The sequence below is a fragment of the Hyphomicrobium sp. GJ21 genome (assembly GCF_001006785.1).
In the GTDB taxonomy this organism is placed as follows: domain Bacteria; phylum Pseudomonadota; class Alphaproteobacteria; order Rhizobiales; family Hyphomicrobiaceae; genus Hyphomicrobium_B.
Window position 1 is genome coordinate 270,904 of sequence record NZ_CDHO01000002.1, and the last position, 19,912, is coordinate 290,815.

At 53.7% G+C, this 19,912-nt stretch carries 10 protein-coding genes; 3 read left to right on the forward strand and 7 right to left on the reverse strand.

Going from position 1 to position 19,912, the window contains the following annotated elements; all coding sequences use genetic code 11:
* Positions 1 to 223: 223 nt before the first annotated feature.
* Entirely contained in the window at positions 224 to 1,741 is a 1,518-nt protein-coding gene (locus HYPGJ_RS04295; protein ID WP_046846055.1) for an HNH endonuclease domain-containing protein, read from the forward strand.
* Positions 1,742 to 2,044: 303 nt separating this feature from the next.
* On the opposite strand, the gene HYPGJ_RS04300 is transcribed toward HYPGJ_RS04295, so the two are convergent.
* Both HYPGJ_RS04300 and HYPGJ_RS18380 read right to left on the reverse strand, forming a co-directional pair.
* On the reverse strand, positions 2,045 to 2,296 hold the full coding sequence (locus tag HYPGJ_RS04300) for a hypothetical protein (RefSeq protein ID WP_143440490.1): 252 nt from the start codon (positions 2,294 to 2,296) through the stop codon (positions 2,045 to 2,047).
* Between the two features lie 410 nt (positions 2,297 to 2,706).
* Positions 2,707 to 4,641 (reverse strand): agmatine deiminase family protein, encoded by a 1,935-nt coding sequence (locus HYPGJ_RS18380; protein WP_083984028.1) that lies wholly within the window; start codon positions 4,639 to 4,641, stop codon positions 2,707 to 2,709.
* Positions 4,642 to 5,421: 780 nt separating this feature from the next.
* Between HYPGJ_RS18380 and HYPGJ_RS04315 the strand changes: the two genes are divergently transcribed.
* Positions 5,422 to 10,860, forward strand: coding sequence for a DUF4011 domain-containing protein (locus HYPGJ_RS04315; RefSeq protein WP_083984030.1), 5,439 nt, complete (start codon positions 5,422 to 5,424; stop codon positions 10,858 to 10,860).
* On the opposite strand, the gene HYPGJ_RS19055 is transcribed toward HYPGJ_RS04315, so the two are convergent.
* Together HYPGJ_RS19055 and HYPGJ_RS19060 are read right to left on the reverse strand one after the other, a co-directional pair.
* Positions 10,765 to 11,328 (reverse strand): hypothetical protein, encoded by a 564-nt coding sequence (locus HYPGJ_RS19055; RefSeq protein ID WP_143440492.1) that lies wholly within the window; start codon positions 11,326 to 11,328, stop codon positions 10,765 to 10,767. The two genes, HYPGJ_RS04315 and HYPGJ_RS19055, sit on opposite strands and share 96 nt — an antisense overlap.
* A gap of 707 nt (positions 11,329 to 12,035) precedes the next feature.
* Positions 12,036 to 13,118 carry a hypothetical protein gene (locus HYPGJ_RS19060; RefSeq protein WP_143440493.1) on the reverse strand — a complete coding sequence of 361 codons (1,083 nt, stop codon included), beginning with the start codon at positions 13,116 to 13,118 and terminating at the stop codon, positions 12,036 to 12,038.
* Positions 13,119 to 13,360: 242 nt separating this feature from the next.
* Here HYPGJ_RS19060 and HYPGJ_RS18710 point away from each other — a divergent pair, with 242 nt between their 5' ends.
* Positions 13,361 to 13,804 (forward strand): recombinase family protein, encoded by a 444-nt coding sequence (locus HYPGJ_RS18710; RefSeq protein WP_083984031.1) that lies wholly within the window; start codon positions 13,361 to 13,363, stop codon positions 13,802 to 13,804.
* Positions 13,805 to 13,989: 185 nt separating this feature from the next.
* Here the strand turns inward: HYPGJ_RS18710 and HYPGJ_RS04335 are convergent, their stop codons facing one another.
* Genes HYPGJ_RS04335 through HYPGJ_RS04345 form a run of 3 tightly spaced genes read right to left on the reverse strand, consistent with a single transcriptional unit; the run spans position 13,990 to position 19,890 of the window.
* Positions 13,990 to 15,147: a GIY-YIG nuclease family protein gene (locus HYPGJ_RS04335; RefSeq protein WP_046846703.1), complete on the reverse strand. Its 1,158-nt coding sequence runs from the start codon at positions 15,145 to 15,147 to the stop codon at positions 13,990 to 13,992.
* Between the two features lie 5 nt (positions 15,148 to 15,152).
* Entirely contained in the window at positions 15,153 to 17,129 is a 1,977-nt protein-coding gene (locus tag HYPGJ_RS04340; protein WP_046846061.1) for a helicase-related protein, read from the reverse strand.
* Complete coding sequence (locus tag HYPGJ_RS04345) at positions 17,122 to 19,890, reverse strand: DNA methyltransferase (RefSeq protein WP_046846062.1); 2,769 nt, start codon at positions 19,888 to 19,890, stop codon at positions 17,122 to 17,124. Before HYPGJ_RS04345 ends, HYPGJ_RS04340 begins: the two co-directional genes overlap by 8 nt.
* Positions 19,891 to 19,912: the final 22 nt, after the last annotated feature.

Consider the following 19,912-nt stretch of genomic DNA (forward strand, 5'->3'; position numbering starts at 1 on the left):
GCCTAGACAACTCCGACGGCGGGACGACTTCGCGTCTGCGGTCTCGTCATTAGGGCTCCTGACTTGGGCGAGTACGTGCACTTTTCGTCGTACCGCAAGCAGAAGACGGAGCATTGCTCGTCAGGGATAGGTTGCCGGCCTCAACCTATATATTCTAATTGAGAGTCAGGATAGTGATAACCTAATTTCCGCAGGTGCAGGTGGGCGCACGGGGGAGGCAAAAATGTTGGATCGCCGACAACTCACTGAAACAGAGAAGCAAGAGGTGAGACGACAGCAAATCGAAGCTGATGGTTCACTTCGATGTTTCATTTCTGGAGAGATCATAAAGGACGAAGATGAAGTCGAGTACGATCACGTTCTTCCATTCTCCAAGGATGGAGAAACAAGCGTCGCGAATATGCGGATTGTTCTCAAGCAACATAATCGCCGCAAATCTGATCAATCGCTGTACGAGGTAAGAGACAATCTCCGCCTGGTAAGACTATTCGAAGCCAAGAAAAACAATATCCGTCTACAAGATATACTCGAGCTAAAGGAAATCAAAAGGCGCAACATCGCGGCTTCTGATAATGGCTCATCTATAAGCATCGACGACGGTGCGACAAAGCTCGAGTTTGTTCTCTATCGTGACACAGTGTTGAAGGTCGACTACTTCTATGGTCGATTACCCGTAAGCTGGCTAGAGAATGACGACCAAGAAGGTCTGCAGCCCAGAGTCATTGACTTCAAGCGCTTGATCTTGATTCGGGACCACCTTAGGGCACACCCTCAGCTCGCTCCTTCGATTGGGAGATTGGTAGAAGGCAAACTTAAGCTGTTCGATGGGCAGCACAAGCTTGCGGCACAGGTCCTCAACAACCATGAGCATGTTGACATTAAGGTGTATGTCTCGCCCGCGAAAACCGACGACGCGCGGAGGCTCTTCGATGACCTCATGATCACAAACCTCGAGGCGCACTCGAAGCTGAAGCAAATTCCATTCTACACATCAACACTGCTTGATCGTCTGTCGGTGGTTTATAAGGAGCACTTGGAGGAGTTCATTAGCAAGTATGCGCCTGAGAACCATACGGAAGCGAACTTCGTGCAATTTCTTGTGAAAAGTAAGAACCTCAGTGCGGCAGACGCGAAAGAGATGCTTCGCAGTGCAATCAAGAGTTCTGCGCTTGATGCATCACCTCTGACACCGTTCATCGCAAAGGCATCAAAGGACGCTAATTTTCCAATTACTGTTGACCTGTTAAACCAAACGATCTTCAGATCAACTTTGTTTCTAGAGCCATCGACAGCGCGATTTACGGCTGAGGCTGACCACCGAACAGCAGAAGCCGCCAATTTTGGCGAAGTGGCTAAGCTTCTCGCGGAGGCAACAAAGGTCGAGGACTGGGTGCCCAATGTGAAAGGAAAGACTCTGACCAATGCACAGGTCAAAGCTCGCCGTATTTGGCACAAGGGGTCTGTTCTTACCTGGGCACCGTACCTCAAGAGCATTCTCTACTATGCACTGCACATCATGACAAATGATGAGCGGGAGAAGATGCTCTACCGTCCGCCGGCGTCGGAGCAACAAATAAAGGTAATTACGCGTTGTCTAGAGCGGCTCTTCTCACACCCCATGTGGGACGATCCGGAACCTCAAATAGACAGCCTTCTGGTGTCCGCAAGGAGACAAGATGAGTTGTTCCGGCGGAAGGGGCTCACCGAGAACTTCGTCTTATACGGAGTAGACAGGCAGTAATTGGTTCGCACGCGTGTAGGCGCCGCGCCTCGTCAGGCCGAATTCCCGGCGCGCGGAGCATTGGCTCCGTCACTCGTAGGAGTGTCTTCTTGGAGTTGCGAGATAGGTATTCTGCGCTTCGGGAATGCGCTTGCTGGAAAGATCGAGGACAGAGCTCTCGACTGAGTTGGAATAAAATCGGTACGTGCGGTTCCCTCCTTTTCAAATTTTGAATCAAACTTTTATCTCTTCGCAGGCATGTCGCTGAGACATATCTAGCCGCGAACGAAAGTTAAATCCTCGGCCGTATTGATCACCACGTGTTTAATTCGTCACAATACACTCATACATTTGAATTGGGTTGAGTTCGCAGCCACTCTGGCGCGCGATCATCATCGCCGCGAGATCTGTACCAAACACAGATTCCAATGCAGTCCCGGCTCGGCCTGCAAGGGCAACGATGGCAGCGGGCGAGGGGGCGTCAAATTCTTCGTAGGGCGACCACGCAAGCATCCCGGGGATTGTCGAAAGCAAGGAAGCAACAGCCTCATTCGAAACCGAAGGTATCTCAGACATTGGGCCAATCTCGTCAGCAATCTGCTTTTTAGTCATAAGGTTGTGGCACTGCTTGCAGTTATAGCAATCAGCGCAGCCTGAACATCGAATGCAGTCCGTGCAGTCGATACACTGATGGCACTGTTCGCAGTAACGACATCCCGCGAGGTAGCTGGAATGGACTGCGCGATGGGTCCATATGCAGCGCGCGCAATCCTCAAGAGCTACCGAACATAGACACATCACACTGTCGCTGCACATCTCACAATGCCAGCATTCAGTGCAATCTTTGCACCCATCGCAATTAAAACAATTGGTCGTGTTGGAACAATTCGAAAGAGACGCAAGGGCCACCTTTGCCGCCTCAATCGAACCGAAGTAGGAAACCGATGCCGCGTTGCCATCGTAATCGCGGATCCAATCTTGCTCCATTAAGCTCCCCCTTTTGTATCCAGTGCCGGTGGGCAAATGCGAAAAACCGTATCAGAAGCGGTGACTGAGCCATAGAGCCAGATGATTTGGTCGGCGCGCATTTTGTCCTTCTCATTTGCCGTGAACCAGTCAGCGAGGATGCAATATGCAAGTAGGCGTTGGCGCTCCGCGTTTTTACTTTTGAAGTAGCGGCTTTCTAGAAGCGTAGCTCGTTTCATGGCTTTCAGGTATTCAGGCGCCCATAAACCAAGCAACGCCTTGATGTGGATATCTGGCTTGAATCCCGGTCTGCCGAGATTGCGAAAAAATTCGCTCGCAAGAGTAAAGCCCATGTGACTGGCGATTTTTTTGTTCAACCCGTCTTTGGCATCGACGAAACGGGCCGCCATCAGCGCGGTTTTTTCAACATCGGAGAGGCCGCGTTCGTGATCTTCCAACCCGGGCAAGTTCAGAAATTCGCTAACAATGGGAGCAAGCACGGTCTCGGCGAAGCGCGGGCATGCCTCCAATGCGCGCCGCCATGTCAGCATCGCAGCGACGTCCTGTTCCGGGAAACCGCCCGGGATACAGTCTTTTAGGCAGACGCGCAGGATTTCGTCATCGCCACCACTTTCGATGGCTTCAACTAAACCCTTACTGTCGACGTCGCTCCACTTGCGCTGCTTGCTGGCAATGGCAAGGACGGCCGCTATTAGTACCTCGTCGTTATCAATTGCCTTGGGAAGCCACGGCCGTTCTTCCTGTCCGTTGCGGGTAAATTGGGCGATCACCTTGTCTTCAAGAGGTTGTCCGACGCTCGTGTTGTCATCGGTCAGGTACTTCTCTCGGATCTTTCGCGCGAAGGCGTTAAAGGTGATCGCCCGGATTTCATCATACGTGACCGGAACATGGGGAAAATTGGACGTGATGCAGTGGATTCCTCCGCCAAGCTCGCAAATGGCATTGGCGTTGACAGAGACGACCTCGTATTCCGGCAATAAGGATTGCAATTTGCTTGCCGCTGCAGCGTCGCACTTCTTATTGTCGTTGCCGAAGGCAGGCATGATGAGACCGCCGTTGACGAATAGAAAGTTGACGTAGCTGTCACAGAATTCATCAGGCCATTCTGGCGCGCGCTGAGGACCGTGTATAATTTCGATCTGGAGCTTGCGCCCACTTGCATCTGTCGCGTCCAGCAGAGCCGTGAGATTTTTCTCATAGTCTTCACGAATGGGTCCGTTTGCCTCATCAGGCTTCTGGATCACCACAACACCGGGCCGGATAAAACGCGCGATGGCGTCCACATGTCCGCGGGTAATGTCGTGACTGGAGGACGAGCCGTAAAGCCAGATAACAGTCCGCGCCCCCGTGGCGGCTTTCAGTCCGGCTTCGATCCTGGCCTTAAGCACCTCTGGGCTTTCACCAGCCGTCGGCGGATTTCGGTTTGGATCGAGCAGGCATGTTTCTGTAGTCAGCAAAGTCCCTTCACCGTCGCTGTCGATGGAACCACCCTCAAAGGCGGGTGCGGGAATGGACACAGGCAGCTCGAGCTTTTTCGCCATTCCTTCGGCGAGTCGCTCGTCATCGGCGGCTTCAGGATCAGTGGACGCGAGCGGGTGGCGGCCGTAAAACGTATAGCGAGGCGCTAATGCGCTGACGCCTTTTGATGAGATGAGGGGAATAAAGACGGCGTCACGTGCCCAGATATCAAAGTGCTTGTTGGGGAAATACGTATATCCATCATTATGGATAAATTCTTTAAGATTATTTTTCGAATCGAGAAGCGTGATGGCGCCAAATCTGCTGATTTCTTTGCAGATTCTCTTGTATTGGAATTCAAGGTTTTCGTTTGGTTTTCCATTATCGGCCTTTGGGTTCCCAGGCGCCATGAAAATTGTACGCTGAAGTTCCCACTCGGCGGGAATTCTAATATTTATCTTACTGTTTTTGGTCATTAAATTATACTCCCAAATTGATGATTGAGGATATGCGCCCAATCCAAATTGAGAACAAGGGTAAAATCTGGCGAGACGCAAAAAAGCAAAGCGAGGTTCAGTATAATAATTATGCGGAATTATATTTTATTACGCATGTATAATAAAAATATATTCCAGGATTGTTTTGGATGGGCTGGTTTATTGGAGCACTCAGTCCTGCTGGAAGGCTTCATGAGGCGACGATATCTGAAGTGCTCAGGACGGTTTCGGATTGACCGCTATGTCTTCAACTTGCAATTGTTGAGGGGCGGGTTGATCGATTGGATGAGTGGGACAGATCACATGCATCGCTTCGGCCTCTCTAAGTCGAAAATTGCAGCGTTCGAGCAATGTCCGAAGCGACTTTGGCTGTCGGTCCATCGGCCCGACCTCGGCGTTCGCTATAGCGACTGGACACCAGAAGCAATCATGAAACGGCAGACCGAATTGACGGATCTCGCTCGGGAAATTTTGAGGCTGTAGCCTTCAACTTCCACATAGCCTGCATCGCGAATGCATGCTCGAGCGTCACAAGAGGCATCTTTGCGACATGAGTCGCTTCGTTAGAAGCCGAAAATTGTGGATTGGTAGCGGGAATACTCATTCCACCTTGGTGGCGCAACCCGCTAGCCGACCGAATCAGTTTTCTCTCAACCCTTAAAATTTGGCGATCAAGCGGTCGTCGGGTTGTCATGTAAGCGCCTTCGCCGGTTGCGCGAGCATTTTTCAACCAACACATTTTGAACGGATGCAAGAGCCATGCGGCCAGAAGATCCTCGTTCAGCAGCCATGCGGCCAGAAGATCCTCGTTCAGCACTTGTTGAGTTGGTGAGGACGCGCATTCATAGTCTGCGGCCCAAGCTGCTCGATCTTACCCGAAGAAACCCACTCCTCTCGACGAAGTTCTCAACGCGTTCGACTTCACACGTGCGCGTAGTCGATGAATTGCCAGATGTCCTCCTTTCACAGCTCACTACAGGGCAGCGGATGCGGCTGGTTGGACTTCCGGCCCTCGACGACGAGCCGCGTGACGAGCGTACCCGGGAATTCCAAAATGCGTTGTCAAATGCGCGTCTGACTGAGGAGCAGTATCTCGAAGCAGTACAGCAAATCGACCAGTCGAGCGAGCAAGCGGTCGAGTTAAGTAGAAAAGCAGAACGAGCTCTACGCGATCGACTGAGAATGGTGCTCGGAATGAAGCCGAGGCAAACGATAGAGCAAATATCTTTAGTTCAGCACGCCAAAAACAATCAGATCTCGCCCTCTTACGATCTACCGCAGCCCGACGAAGAGAATGAGGATGGCAGGCACTCCGATACAGATATCCAGACTCTGCTTTTGCCCGATGATCTTGAGCGCAAGATGAATGCCCTCACAACCAAGTGCCGAACTTGGTTGCAAGAAACAGGCATCAATGTGCTTCACGCCGCATTTGGATTTCTCGAGTGGACAGAACACGAAGGTACGCAATCCGCGTTTGCGCCGCTGGTCTTGTTGCCTGTTGAAATTGAGAAGAGAAAAACGCGAGACGGTTTAGAATTCTCGATAGCAACTTCGGGGGAGGAAGCCGAATACAACGCTGTTTTGGCGGAAAAGCTGCGTTTAGATTTCGGTGTTGAACTTCCCACCTTTCAGGGTGGCTCGATCGAAACTTATTTCGAGGACTTATCGAACGTATCCGCTAAGTCGCTGAACTGGCGTGTTCGGCGCCAAATAGCTCTCGGCGTTTTTCCATCGGCTCGTATGGCCATGTATAATGACCTCGACGTTACCACAGGGGCATTTGATGGCCATCGGGTCATTGATCGATTGCTCGGACACGCGCCTATGGCGGATGCTCCACCGTTTGCGGAAGTCTACGACAACGACGCGATTGAAGTTGAGCGGAAAGTGCCGTGCCTCGTCATGGATGCGGACTCATCGCAATTTAGTGCGATCGCAGATGTTATGAGCGGCATCAATTTAGCAGTCGAAGGGCCGCCTGGAACCGGAAAATCTCAGACGATTGTCAATGCGATCGCTGCCGCGCTGGAGGCGAGAAAAAAGGTACTTTTCGTAGCCGAAAAGACCGCGGCCTTGAATGTGGTGAAGGCACGATTGGAGGCGATCGGCCTTGGCGAATTCATTCTTCCGCTGCAGGCTGACCGAGCGACGCGTGAACGAGTGATAGAATCTGTTCGCGCAAGATTGGAAATCAATCGTGAAGCGGCGGTTTCTGATTACGACAAGAAAATCGCGGCGTTCCGCGAGGTTCGAGCCGCAATACAAGAGTATATCGAAATCCTCTCTGGCCCGTTTGAGAAGACCGGGTTCACGGTTTACGAGATCTTTGGAAAGAGCGTTACGAATGACGCGATGTTCGATGGTGAATGGGCCGGATTAAGAGATCTTCGTGTCCAAGAGGTGAGCACCTGTACCCGAGATCGCATCGGACAACTTAAAGAAGCGGCCGCCAACTGGCGGAGCGCTATGATAGAAGCATCGGCCGCGGGCGAACACTGGATTGGTCTAAAGCTCTCTACGATGGATCGCTTTGTTGCGGATGAAATTATCGAGCTTGCTAGGCTAGCTTCATACGCCTACAGCGCATCCGCTGAGCAACGATCGCTTCTGACTCAATACGGGATGCCATCGGATATAGACAACCGCCGTTTAGAGGCGTTGGGGCGGCTGTGTCGGTCGCTGGTCAATGACTCTCAATTCTTGGATCCAGCGATCCTGAACCGAATTTGTCATCAACAAATCGGGGAAAAAGTTCGCGCATTTTTGAACGCGAAAAAAGCACACCAAGTTGAATTCGACGCACTCTCCGAGATGATCTCGGAGCCTCAGAATGACAGCATTGGAGATCAGCTCCGTGAATTACATCAATGCTGTTGCGATCAAACCTCAATGGTCTTGGACACTAAATCGTTTGTTCAACTGCGCGACGAGGCCGCGCGATCGCGTGCAGGGTTGCTCGAACTAAAGAGGCGCCTGGCGCCGTTTGTGGCCGAGGTTCCTATCGCAACGAATTGGCCAATATCGGCTCTTCAAAGGGCCTTTGATATTGTTCAATCGACGTCCGCAAATTTGCTGACCGGTCGCCGTCAGGCTTTAGCCGATCCGACGGCGGCGTTAGCTGTGGAGCGAGCACGGAGCAGGGCGAATAACCTCAAGGAACGCCGCGATCGGCTAGGAGGACTATCGGCCGAAGAAATTCAGTTGGAAGAAATTCAGTCAACCGCCAGGATCTTGAAGTCCGCGGGCGCTATGTCGGTGTTCTCCTCTGACTATAGAAATGCGAAGGCGACGTATCACAGAATTACTGGGCGGAAAAATTTTAATAAAGCAGACGCATGGACGGTTTTGGAGGGGCTCGCCCAATGGAAGAAGCAAGAAAGGGAATTTGCCACCGACGCTCAGCTATCCAACCTTTTTGGCGATAAGTTCGCGGGCATAGATACAGATTTTCACGCATTTAGCGGTTTGCTGACATTTTACCGTAACATCGAGACGCAACTTTCAGGTATTGCCCATCGTGACATCCGCCAATTTCTTGCGAACGCTGAAATCGATCTGCTTCAATCAATTCCGCAACTTCAGAACGGTTATGAGGAAGCCACTTTTTCCGAGATCGAAGCTGCAGTTTCGGAGCTACAAGATAAACTGGAAAAGCTTGATAGGGCGGTTACACTGCTGGAGTCCTTGGAGAGCGTTCTTAAAAATCCAAAGTCGATACGCGTAGCTGAGTTGCTGAAGGTCGCAAATCGTTGTGATGCCTATCAAAGAAAATTTGCAGAACTGCAATCTAACGATCAGCTTCTAGACCTTCTCGGCCAGCGGGGGCTCGGTTCTAAGATCTCAATCGTTGAGTTAGAGGGATTGCTCGAGGCTTCTGACCAAATCCGAAATCTCGGTACAGACTTCGAAATTGGTCTGTGCATCATAGAAGCCGGAAAACTTTCCGATGCCGACACGGCCATCGCCAAAGCATTGCAGCTCGATTTTGCGGCCAACGACTTTTTGACAAGGCTGTCAGAACGCACGGGTATAGAGACAAGCAAGTTCACTTCATCCCGCACTCGAGAAGAGTTAGTGAGGATGTTGCAAGCGGCCGCCGCCGATTCCCGCGGGCTGCATTTGCATGCCACCTGCTACCGAGCTTCTAAAGAACTTAGGGATCTGGGCGGCAATTGGATAATCGATGCCGTTTCGTTGATTCCAGCGGCAATAAGTGACCTACCACGCTTAGCAGAAGCGGTATGTATCCGAAATTTGGCTCGAGCGGTCTTTACTCGGCATCGCTCAACTTTATCAAAGTTTCCGCAGGGCAAATTAGATGCACTCCGAAGCCGAATTGCCAAGCTTGATCAGGAGATCATTCAGCTTTCGCGACGACAACTGAGGGCAAAAATAATTGCGAGTGCCTCTCCTCCGCGAGGTAACGGTTACGGACGAAAATCGACCTGGACTGAATCATCGCTTTTGGAGAATGAAGTTAGCAAGACAAAACGTTTTATTCCGGTACGTGACATTACCCGCCGCGCAGGTCGCGCCCTTCAGGAGCTCAAGCCCTGTTGGATGATGTCGCCGCTTGCGGTCGCCCAGTACATTGCGAAAGGCACACTGGATTTCGATCTGGTCATCATCGATGAGGCATCCCAAATGCCTCCCGAAGACGCGCTCGGCGCATTGGTGCGCGCGCATCAGGCAATGATCGTCGGCGATACAAACCAATTAGGCCCTACGACGTTCTTTAAGAAATTGCTCGACGACGATGAAGCGGACTATGACGAGGCCGTTTTGGAAGAGTCTATTCTTGACATCGCGAATTCTGCGTTCCGACCAGTTCGGCGCCTGCGGTGGCACTATAGGTCTCGCAACTCTGCGCTGATCGCATTCTCGAACCATCACATTTACCGAAACGATCTCATCGTCTTCCCATCTGCGGAAGAAGCGCGGGTAGGTCGTGCAGTATCTCTCAAACAGGTTTCCGGCCGCTACTCCTCTGGCACGAATGTGGAGGAAGCGCGGACCATGATTGATGCAATCATCAAGTTCATGAAGGACAGTCCCGACCGCTCGTTGGGAGTCGTTGTGTTAAACCAAAAACAAAGCGAATTGCTACGGGAAGAAATGGACCATGCGCTAAAAAGCGAGCCTGCAGCGTCCAAATACATAGAGATGTGGAAGGAGAAAAATGACGGGCTCGAGGAGTTTTTTATTAAGAACCTCGAAAACGTGCAGGGCGACGAGCGCGACGTAATATTCATCGGAACGGTTTATGGGCCGGAAAAAGTTGGTGGCCCTGTAATGCAGCGGTTCGGCCCCATCAATGGTCTCGCTGGAAGACGACGGTTGAACGTTTTATTCTCGCGCGCAAAGCACCGCATAGTCACGTTCTCATCGATGACGGCTTCGGACATTCAGGCGCAGGAAACGGGCAATCCTGGTGCTTACATGCTCAAGTGCTGGCTCGAATACTCAGCTACCGGGATGACTCACGCCGGGCACACCACGCACCGGGAACCTGACTCGGATCTTGAAATTTTTATCATGGATCAGATCAGATCCATGGGTTGTATTCCGATACCTCAAGTCGGGGCAGCAGGGTATTTCATTGATATAGGGGTCCGACATCAAGATTGGCCGCACGGATATATATTGGCAGTGGAATGCGACGGCGCATCTTACCACTCGACCAAGTCGGCACGTGATCGCGATAGGTTGCGGCAGCAAGTATTAGAGGGGCTGGGCTGGCACTTCCATCGCATCTGGTCGACCGACTGGTTTAACGACCCGGCGGCGGAGAAGGAAAGACTGCGGCAGGCTATTTTGAGGCGCTTGGAAATACTCAAACGCGAATCCGATGTGCCCCATGAACCTGAGGCCGAGCAAACGGGAGTCGAACAGTCTGCCGACACCGATGCGAAGTCAGATGATGTGGCTGCACCAAAATCGATAAGATCCGTGACATACGACAGGGGAATTAAAGTAGGCGATCGCGTCAGAGTAAAATATCTAACGGGTTCGGCGAACACGATTGAGGTCACGATTACAAGTAGTGAGTCATCACCCGCCCGCGGATTGATTTGCATCGATCAACCGCTAGCTCGCGCGCTACTGGGTGGTCAGGAAGGTGAGGAAATTGAAGTGCTCGTCGGTAGCTACATTCGCAAAGCTATTATCGAGAAAGTATTTCGGAAGGCGACTTAGAATTGGTCGAGCGCTGTCTATGAGTGGGTCATCTTGACCTCGATGCCGGCTTTTTCTAGTAACAAAAATCGGGATAATCTTATCGTTGATTGTAAGTGGGCTCAGAAACTCAACATCCTGCCCCTTGTTGCGAAGTTCCGCCGCTTTCTTTGCAGCGTCTATTAGCGAAAGCCCTTTGAACGACGCTTGCTGGCGATAGAGGGGAAGCGTGGACTCGATGTCTTTGAATTTTACGCCATCCCCTTGACCGTAGGCATTGATCGGTTTGTCGCCGCAAATTTCCAGAAATTCGCGCAGCTCAGAACGTTTGCGCAGCTCTGTCTTTGGCGGCCATTCTCGTTCGAGCGACGTTATTTCGATATACTTTTCGACGAGTACAGATGCGAGTTCTGCTGGTTGCGCAGGAGGCTTCTGCTCGCTCGCGTGTGACCGGCCGATTGTCCGTGGCGCGCCAATCCTTAAAGACAAGCTCTATCTCAGCGTGTTTGGCGGCGTATGCCCGCTGTGCCTTGTTACGGTCAGGAGTTCCCAGCGATTTCCAGACTTGTTTCGGTCGTCCAGGCGCGCGCAATTCGGTCGGCACCGAACGCTTGTAGTAGAGGTTTTCGGAACCGGACCGGTGGGTCAGACAAAGGGTATTTTGCCACGTCGACCATACCTCGCAGAGTAGCAGCGAAAGGTAGCAGTCGAGTAAAGAAAGCCCTTGTTTCTCAATGGCTTCTATAAAACCAATGGCTTGGCTTAAATTGGCGCCCCGTAGGGAACTCAGCCGCAAAACGACCGACACAATAACTACTTGATATATATAGAAATATTGTCGATGTTCAAAAAAATTCATATCCCAATTTATTACCCGGGATCCAAGTCAAAAACCACTTTTGGAACGCAAAAATTCAATTCGCGGATTTTTGAGACTGAAAACTGCGAACAACGCCCGCTCGCGTCGTATCTTTCTCGCTGACGCCAGGGATATTGTGGGGCCCGGCGACATCGAGCAGTTGGCATGTCGTCAATTGCTTCGACCCCGATGGATCGATGCTCTTGAGGGAGACTTTGCGGATGTGGATCTGCCGCTCCCTCTCGCGAAGGAATGAGCGACGATAGTCAGCACTCGGGGATAGGCGAATTCGAGGGGGCGAGTCACTTAGAGCGCTTGTACCGTGTCGCCGGTGGCGTCAAAGGCCAGCGCTCTTCTCTGGCCTTGGACTATCGCGGCGTTCCGCTATCTCGGCGAAAATTGCTTCGGTGCTAAGCAAACGTGGATCAAACTTTTCCAAATGCGACCTCGCCCATCGCAGCCAATCTGAAATTGGCCGGCCATCTATGATCACCGAGAAATCGCTTGTGGTGCACTCAAGGTGTCTGATGAATTTTTCAAGCTGATCGGCCACCGTCAAACGATGTCCGTATTCGATGAAGGCCTCCCACCGATTGCGATCAATCTGTCGCCGTTTGGCTTCAACTTCTCTGCGCTCCCTTACCTCAGCGCTCTTTCGGGTCTGCTCCTGCTGTATTTGCCATAGGCGAAGCGAAGCCAGAGCAGCTTCCCGGATCGAAGAAATAATCTCAGGCACCATGGCCTCGAGGCGACGGCCGCCCTCTTCCAACCATTCGCGCCGACCGTTATTGGCGAAGCACCTTTCGATCTTGAAAACAAGATTTCCTGTCGGCTTAAGAACGAAGACGAACTCACTCGTCCGAACTCTTGGCTCTTGGATTCGACGTTTCTTTTCCGTGAGGCTGCAGAGAATTTCGATCGACTGATACTGAAATATGAAACCTTTTTCCCGACGAGCATCCCGGGGTACCAAACCGTCCTTCTGGACAGCCTTGAAGATCATATCGAGAATTTTATGTTGGCGAAGCTGAAGGGGTGTCCAATCAAGCGCGGTGCCATAGGGAGGCGGTAGGGCTCGAAGACGGGCGCGTTCTTTATGCCAGGACGCGATGAGGGGATGCCAGGGGACAGAACCCTCGTGAGGACTACGCCGGGGTAGAGTTGGCTCGATGACGATGTACTGAGGCGTATCTTGCGGTGGACTTGTCAGGTTGAGTGCGATAACCGGTTTGCCCGCCGTTTTGCGTCTCCAATAAAGCCGTCTTGGATAGGGCACAGCGAGCTTAATAAAGATTTCGATCAAGCGTCGGCGCGTTATTCCAAACTCTTGCGCCAGTTCATGCGGCGGGGTTTCCCAGGCACGTCTGTGCAACTCCTCACGGGTAATCGTTATTGTCGCGCCTTTGTCCGGATCGTTCATGCGATCCCCGATGAGAAGGGGCGCCGCCCTTCAGCGGCGCAAGAAAAAGGGTCCTTTTTTGTGCAGCGTTATTGCAGGATGGTTAGTGTCGAATAAGCTCGGAGTTACAGGGCAGACGTCGCAGTCGACGCGATTCTCGAACCGGCGAGCGAAAGGGACCCCTTTTTGATACGTTTTCCACGCCTTCTGACGCGGCGATGCCGGCATGAAGTCAACGTCGGCGACGGTTGGGGTGTGGAAGAATGCTGATCGGGTACGCCCGAGTATCTACCGATGAGCAAAGCGTTGCTCTGCAAATTGATGCGCTTGAGCGTGCAGGGTGCAGCCGCATTTTCACAGACAGCGGCTTTTCAGGCGTCCTACGATCCCGCCCCGCCCTCGATGATGCCCTTGCTTGTGTTCAAGCGGGAGACACGTTGGTGACTTGGCGCCTCGATCGGCTTGGAAGAAGTCTGTCGCATTTGATCATGCTGGTCGGGGATCTCGAGAAACGTGGGATCGCTTTCAAATCCTTATCAGACACAATCGACACCAGCACCTCTAGTGGCCGCCTGCAGTTTCATATGTTGGGGGCGCTGGCGGAATTCGAGCGTTCCCTTATCAGCGAGCGGACGAAAGCCGGAATGGCCGCCGCTCGTATACGTGGCGTTCGCCTTGGGCGCCCGATGAAGAGAGCAACTGCCTAGTATCAACCATTAGAAGACAAAGACTGTAAGGCAGAGGAAGCTGCCGAGGACGAGTTAGGGCAGAGTGCGCCGCACATGGCCGAGACGTCCCACAAGCTGACATAGTCCATTCCATGGAGTGTCGATGATACCCCCTGCTAATGACATCGCATAGTGGCAGCGATGTCCAATGTTTTTTCCGCGCACTAAATATCGACTATTCTGCCATGCGTGTTATCAAACCGGCATTTGGTGATCGAGCCGTCCTTTAGGCGGGAAATCGCTTCAGAGATGATGTCCGGCGACAGCAGGAACCATTCCCGCGGCTTGATCTTTTTGCCGAAACGGTCGGGAATCTCGATGTTGAGGCGCGCCCCGGCGAAGAAGTCGTGCAGCAGGTGCTCGAGCTTGACGCGGTCGATATTGTATAAAGTGTAGGTAGCAACCGGGTGCACAGCGGCCATCAGGAAAGTCGGATCATCCTTCGCATTCTGGATGCGAACCTCCATCTTCCCCGATGTGAAGCCGATCTTGTGCAGCAGTCCGTCGAGTTTGCGAATCTTGGGATCGCTGGAGAGGCTTTTCACGACGTAGATCATCCCCGTCGCGGTATCGCCGGGCTGAGGCTCGGATTCGAAGAGCGGCCCCATGTCGGTTGTCGTCACGCGGCGGCCATTCGGATCCTTGTAAAGCTCCCTCGCCAGCGAACGGAGCAGATTGTTGCCTTCCGTCCCGTTGTCGAAGATGACGCGCAAGCGGGCATTCTTTTTGCCGCTGCGGAGATGCGTCTCTCCGACCTCTGCCACGTAGACCAGCACGCCGTTGAGGATGAAGAACTCTCCGGCCCTGATCTCTTGCTCATTGGCAAAGGGAATAGCTTTACGCTTACCCTCGGCCATCTCCGCAGCGCACTGCTCGAAGAGCGGTTTGAACGTCTCGAAATCGGCACAAGGTTGTCGCGCGGCGATCTCGTCGGGTTTGGCGACGCCCGGCTTGACGTGGACGAGATCGAAGATGTCGTCCTGGGGCGTAGCAAGAAGCTCGTCCTCGAAAATTTCATCTAGAGTCTGAGGGGCCTTGACCTTTTCTACCGGAAACAGGCTGTGCCGGTCATGGGGCAGGAGCAGCTCACGCGCGGCCCCATCCGCCAGCAAGCCGTTGAGCTTCATCCTGAGCGCGCGCTCCGCTACGCTGGGCTTGTCTGCGTCTCCCGGCCTGCGGCCATGCCAGTCCATGAACTGGTTGATTTCGGAAAACGTATCGAGGATGCGCTGTTGCTCGGTGGACGCGGTCTTGACCGCAGCTTTGACGTTCAGCAGCGGATCGCTGTTGGACAGAATGTCGTCGAGCGTTGGCTTGGACATGGCGGTCAGCCCTGCTCGGCGCGCATCCGCTCGCGCTTCTTCGCTCTGATCCATTCGAGCGCTTCGGCGAGGCGACGCTCCATCGGGCTTGCTGCGGCTAGACTCGGCTCGCGGTTGTGAGTCTCATTGAAGCTCTTGATGCGCGGCCAAAGAGCGACCGCCTCTTCCTCGGTCATTTGAATGCGCCGCGCCGTGATGGCTCCATGGATGCGCTTCAAGACTTCGGCGTCAACGGATTTCGACATGATCTCGTAGGCGAGCTGGAAGGGATTGATGCTGTCAATCAGGTCGATGTCGAGGTCTTTCACGTTGATGAACTTGTCTGCCATCTTGATGAGGTTATCGTTGAGCTCCGGCAAGCCGCCGCCGCAGCTTGATTTAAAGGCCGCATTGGCGACTACGTGCTGGCGGACTTCCTCAACCTCTTGCGGCGAGAGGTCGGGATATTTCGTTTCGATGACCTTGGGCACGTAAACCTGGGTGACGACTTCGGGTGGAATCTCGTCGGGGTTCATGGCGGCGCGGAGCACCCGGTCATCCTGCATGACAGAGGCCGTGAGATCGACCAGGTCGCTTTCGAGGATCTGGCGCACGCGCGTCGTGCTGGGTTCGGCGAAGCCTTTGATCGCGACCGTCGTCTCGCTGTTGGTGTAGTCGATATCGACGATCTTGGTCGTGCCCTCGATGGTGTCATCCGACGGCCGCGTCTTAAATTTGAAGTTAGGCGCCAGCACCTGCTCCATGAGAAGCGAGGCGGCGATCGCCTTCAGCATATTGTTGACAGCATCGGCCACGTTGTCGGCGTCGGCATCCGGCTCGGCGATGAGGTTCGTGAACTGGGCATGGGGCTTGCCGGGGCTGTCGCGGGTGGCGCGGCCAATGATCTGGATGATTTCGGTGAGCGAGCCGCGATAGCCGACAGTGAGGGCGTGCTCGCAGAAAGTCCAGTCAAAGCCTTCCTTGGCCATGCCGAGGGCGATGATGATGTCGACATCGTCGCGATGCTTGATGTTGCGCAGCGTTTCCATGACGCGGTTGCGGGTTTTCTCGTCGTCTTCGACAAGATCGGCAACCTTGAGGATCTTCCCGCTCTTGTGGCGCACGTGATGGAGGCCGGTCTGAGGATCGGTATGGGTGACCTCACCCAGATGGTCGAGGATGCGATCGACCTCGACGTATTTTTCCTTCGTGCTCTCGGCGGCATTGACACTTGGAATGTGGATGATGGTCTTCTTGTCAGGGTCGAGAACTTCGGTGATGGCATCGAGGTAGCGACCCCGATAGAAGTGATAGCCGATGCCAAGCGTCCTCAGGTACGTGTAGCCGTTGAGCTGCTCATAGTAGGTGTAACTGATGCGCGTGAATTTCTCCTCGTCCTCCGGCCTGAGAACGGGGATGCTATCGCCCCGGAAATAGCTGCCGGTCATGGCTACGATGTGGGCCCGGCCGTCCGCCATCAACCCGCGGACAACCTCGCCAAGTCGGCTGTCCGCATCCGCTGAGGCGTGATGGAACTCGTCAACTGCGATCAGGCAACCCGCAAACTGCTCTGCGCCGATCTTGTCGTAAGCGAAGCGGAGCGTGGCATGGGTGCAGACGAGAACCTGGGCCGGGGCCGCCATGAACGCTTCAAACTTGCCGACTTTCCCCGCGTCGACGCCAGCCGTGCAGAGGTTCCACTGCTCCTCCACCTCCCAATCGCGGAAGAAGCCGTGATCGGTCAGCTTCGTCGATTTGAATGATGCGCCGATCGACCTTTCAGGCACCGCCACGATGACTTTGCGAATGCCCTGGTTCTGGAGCTTGTCCAGCCCGATAAACATCAGCGCGCGCGATTTGCCGGACGCCGGCGGCGCCTTGACCAAAAGATACTGAGAGCCGCGCTCCGCATAGGCCCGCGCCTGCATGGCGCGCATGCCCGTCGCATCCTGCTTCTGGCTCGCGCCGGTCTGGCCGTAGCTGACGTGTACGAAATCAGGCATCGACAGCCTCCCTGTGTCTGCCAGCCGTCATTTCTCTGTAGAGCTTGAATAAGTGCTCAAGCCTTTCAGTGTCATTCTTAAAGGGCCGGCCGATGTAAATCTTCTCCAACGCCTCATCAAGAGCCTTATGCGCATCGACAAGGTTGCCGGGCATTGTCTTTGGATCGTAAAGCCAATCGAGAGTTTTGCCGGGATGGGCATCGCGAGCCGAAATGATGCTCCACGCATGATCTTCTAGGCACGTCTTACCCTCTGCGCTGAATGTCGGAAGAGGGAAGTTATTGTAAACAAGCGTGTTGGAATAGCGCGGATCAGTTTTTATTCGCCCAGCGACTGCTTTGATCCAGCACATATGCATGCGCGAAGACAAGACGCTAAACCAATAAACCTCAGCGTCATATATGACCTGTATTCCGTCAGTAACGATGGCCGTTGAATCCAATAAGCCTATCGGTATGTAGTCTCTACGTTCTGTCGTATGCCTTGGAACAAGAAGCATGCTTTCGCGGGCCTCATGAACATAGCGAAAGCGATACGGGATTTGCGTCAAGCTCCGAGCGACTTCTCCTCCATTCTCTCTATACTCTTTGACGTTTTGGAAACGCTCCGCGAGCGCGGGAATCTTACATGCATCTTGTTCCTCTGTATCGCGAACCCAGATGCAGGATCGCGGAGTGCCCTGAACAAAATCGTTTGCGCCATAGAGTGGGCGCAAGAAGCGTTCTGCCTCTGGGGACGACGAAATCAATTTGGTCCGCTCAGCGCCAGTAAGGATAAGATAGCCGCCGTCGATAGATTGGTTGCCCGACACCAGTTCGGCACGCCCATCAATAGGCGTCATCCGCTTTTCGATAAACACATCTTCGTTGTCTGTCAGGTACGGAGAAATGTTGGAAACCTGCTTGCGACTTGCGTCATCAAAAATATACTTTGGAGCTTTTAATGGCTCCCGAAGCCCCACAATCACGCAGGTAACAGCCGCATTCTGCTTCGCGTTGTTCCGCCAAAGAAATGGTCTGTACGCGAAGTGAATTTCGATGTTGTGGGAGAGGAATGCCTTCCAGAACAGCGGTACGGATTGGCCTTGGCAAATGGAACTTGTTGCAACGTAGCCAATTGCGGAGCGATTCTTAGTGGCGTATTGCGCTGCTTTTTCTAACCAACAACACACGTAATCCAGGCTGTTAACGCCGTCGTATCGATCCATACAAAAGCGCATATCTGATTTTTGAGCTTTGGATTGCTCCCGCGCGCCCTCGAACTGAGGATTGCCGACGATGTACGTTTCCACCTCGTCATCGGGCACAGTTTCCATCGCGTGCGCTTTCTCGATGCGTGAGAGGTCGAACACCTTCTCCTTCTGTACCGTCTTTGTCGGCGGCGGGCAGACATCCAACCAGTCGCGCCTCAACGCATTGCCGCAAACGATATGTCCGCCCTCTTTGAGCGGAAAACTCTGGGGCGCCTCGCCGAACAGCGTCTTGAATTTCTGGTTCATCTGGTATTCGGCGATCCAGAGTGAGAGCTTGGCGGTCTCGGCCGCGAAATCAGCGAGTTCGATGCCGTAGAAATTCGAAAGCCTGACGCCGCTCTGTTCGCGCCACGTCGTCGTGCCGCCGGAAATCTCGTCGAGCCGCTGGAAGACGCGCATTTCCAGTTTCCTAAGTTCCCGATAGGCGATGATGAGGAAGTTGCCGGAGCCGCAGGCCGGATCGAACACGCGAAGCTTGGAGATGCGCGTGAGCAGCTTTCGGAGCAGCGAGCGCTCTTCGCGGTGGCCGCGCGCCCGCTCGAACTCTTCTTCGAGCGACATCAGAAACAGCGGCTGCAGCACTTTCATGATGTTCGGCACGGAGGTGTAGTGCATGCCCAGGTCGCCGCGCATGTCGGTATCAACCACGGCCTGGATCATGGACCCGAAAATGTCGGGGTTGATCTCTTTCCAATCGAGTTGGGCGGCTTCGACCAGCATGCGCTTGGCGCGCCTGTTAAAGGCCGGAACCTCGGCGCTGTCGGCGAACAGCCCACCATTGACGTAGGGAAAGGCGCAAATGTGCACAGGCAGACCCTGACGACAATCCTCCGGCACATTCATGACGTCGAAGACTTTCTTCAGAAGACTCTGCAGGTTCTCCCCATCGATGCCGCCGAACTCGCTGACTGTTTTGACAAAGAGATTGGCTGAAAAACTTCCCGTGCTTTGGGCGAACATGCAGAACAGCACGCGCGTAAGAAACTGGTTGAGAGCGTGGCGTTTGTCCGGGGCGAGCCAATCGGGATTGCAGCGCTCGATCTCGTCGTGAAGCTTGGCCAGGCGCCCGGCAGCCTTAATGTCAGCCGGGCTTTCGGCAACGGCCTCGTATTTCTCGATGCCGGCGAGCGGCAGGAAGAAGTCGAAGCGGTCGTTGAGCTTGGCGTAATCGATGTGGAGTGGGTCGTCGGCCTTTACGTCGTATGCCGCGACCTCGGTTCCGTCCGTGGCCAGCAGGAAGCGCGGCTTGTGGGTCTTGGTAGCTTTAGCCTCCTTGAGCGCGTCGAGCGTCGCGGCGGTTTGGCCTTGAGGGGCGGGGCGGAAGAACAGCTTGCGCGACCACAGCACATCACCCGCCTGCTCACCCTTGTTCTGGGCGCCGGTGCGCAGCTTTGTCAGCGTTGCCTTGGGCGCGTTATAGAATTCGAGGAGACGGAACGGGAACTCAGCCGGGTCGAAGGGCGCTTGCACCAATTCGGTGAGCTGCACATAGATTTCGCCAATATTCATTCGTCGTCTCAATGGCTGAAGA

What these genes read in the sequence shown, in the direction of transcription:
- HYPGJ_RS04295 (WP_046846055.1), top strand. Translation starts at nt 224, where the DNA reads ATGTTGGATCGCCGACAACTCACTGAAACAGAGAAGCAAGAGGTGAGA.
- HYPGJ_RS04300 (WP_143440490.1), bottom strand. Translation starts at nt 2,296, where the DNA reads ATGTCTGAGATACCTTCGGTTTCGAATGAGGCTGTTGCTTCCTTGCTT.
- HYPGJ_RS18380 (WP_083984028.1), bottom strand. Translation starts at nt 4,641, where the DNA reads ATGACCAAAAACAGTAAGATAAATATTAGAATTCCCGCCGAGTGGGAA.
- HYPGJ_RS04315 (WP_083984030.1), top strand. Translation starts at nt 5,422, where the DNA reads ATGCGGCCAGAAGATCCTCGTTCAGCAGCCATGCGGCCAGAAGATCCT.
- HYPGJ_RS19060 (WP_143440493.1), bottom strand. Translation starts at nt 13,118, where the DNA reads ATGAACGATCCGGACAAAGGCGCGACAATAACGATTACCCGTGAGGAG.
- HYPGJ_RS18710 (WP_083984031.1), top strand. Translation starts at nt 13,361, where the DNA reads ATGCTGATCGGGTACGCCCGAGTATCTACCGATGAGCAAAGCGTTGCT.
- HYPGJ_RS04335 (WP_046846703.1), bottom strand. Translation starts at nt 15,147, where the DNA reads ATGTCCAAGCCAACGCTCGACGACATTCTGTCCAACAGCGATCCGCTG.
- HYPGJ_RS04340 (WP_046846061.1), bottom strand. Translation starts at nt 17,129, where the DNA reads ATGCCTGATTTCGTACACGTCAGCTACGGCCAGACCGGCGCGAGCCAG.
- HYPGJ_RS04345 (WP_046846062.1), bottom strand. Translation starts at nt 19,890, where the DNA reads ATGAATATTGGCGAAATCTATGTGCAGCTCACCGAATTGGTGCAAGCG.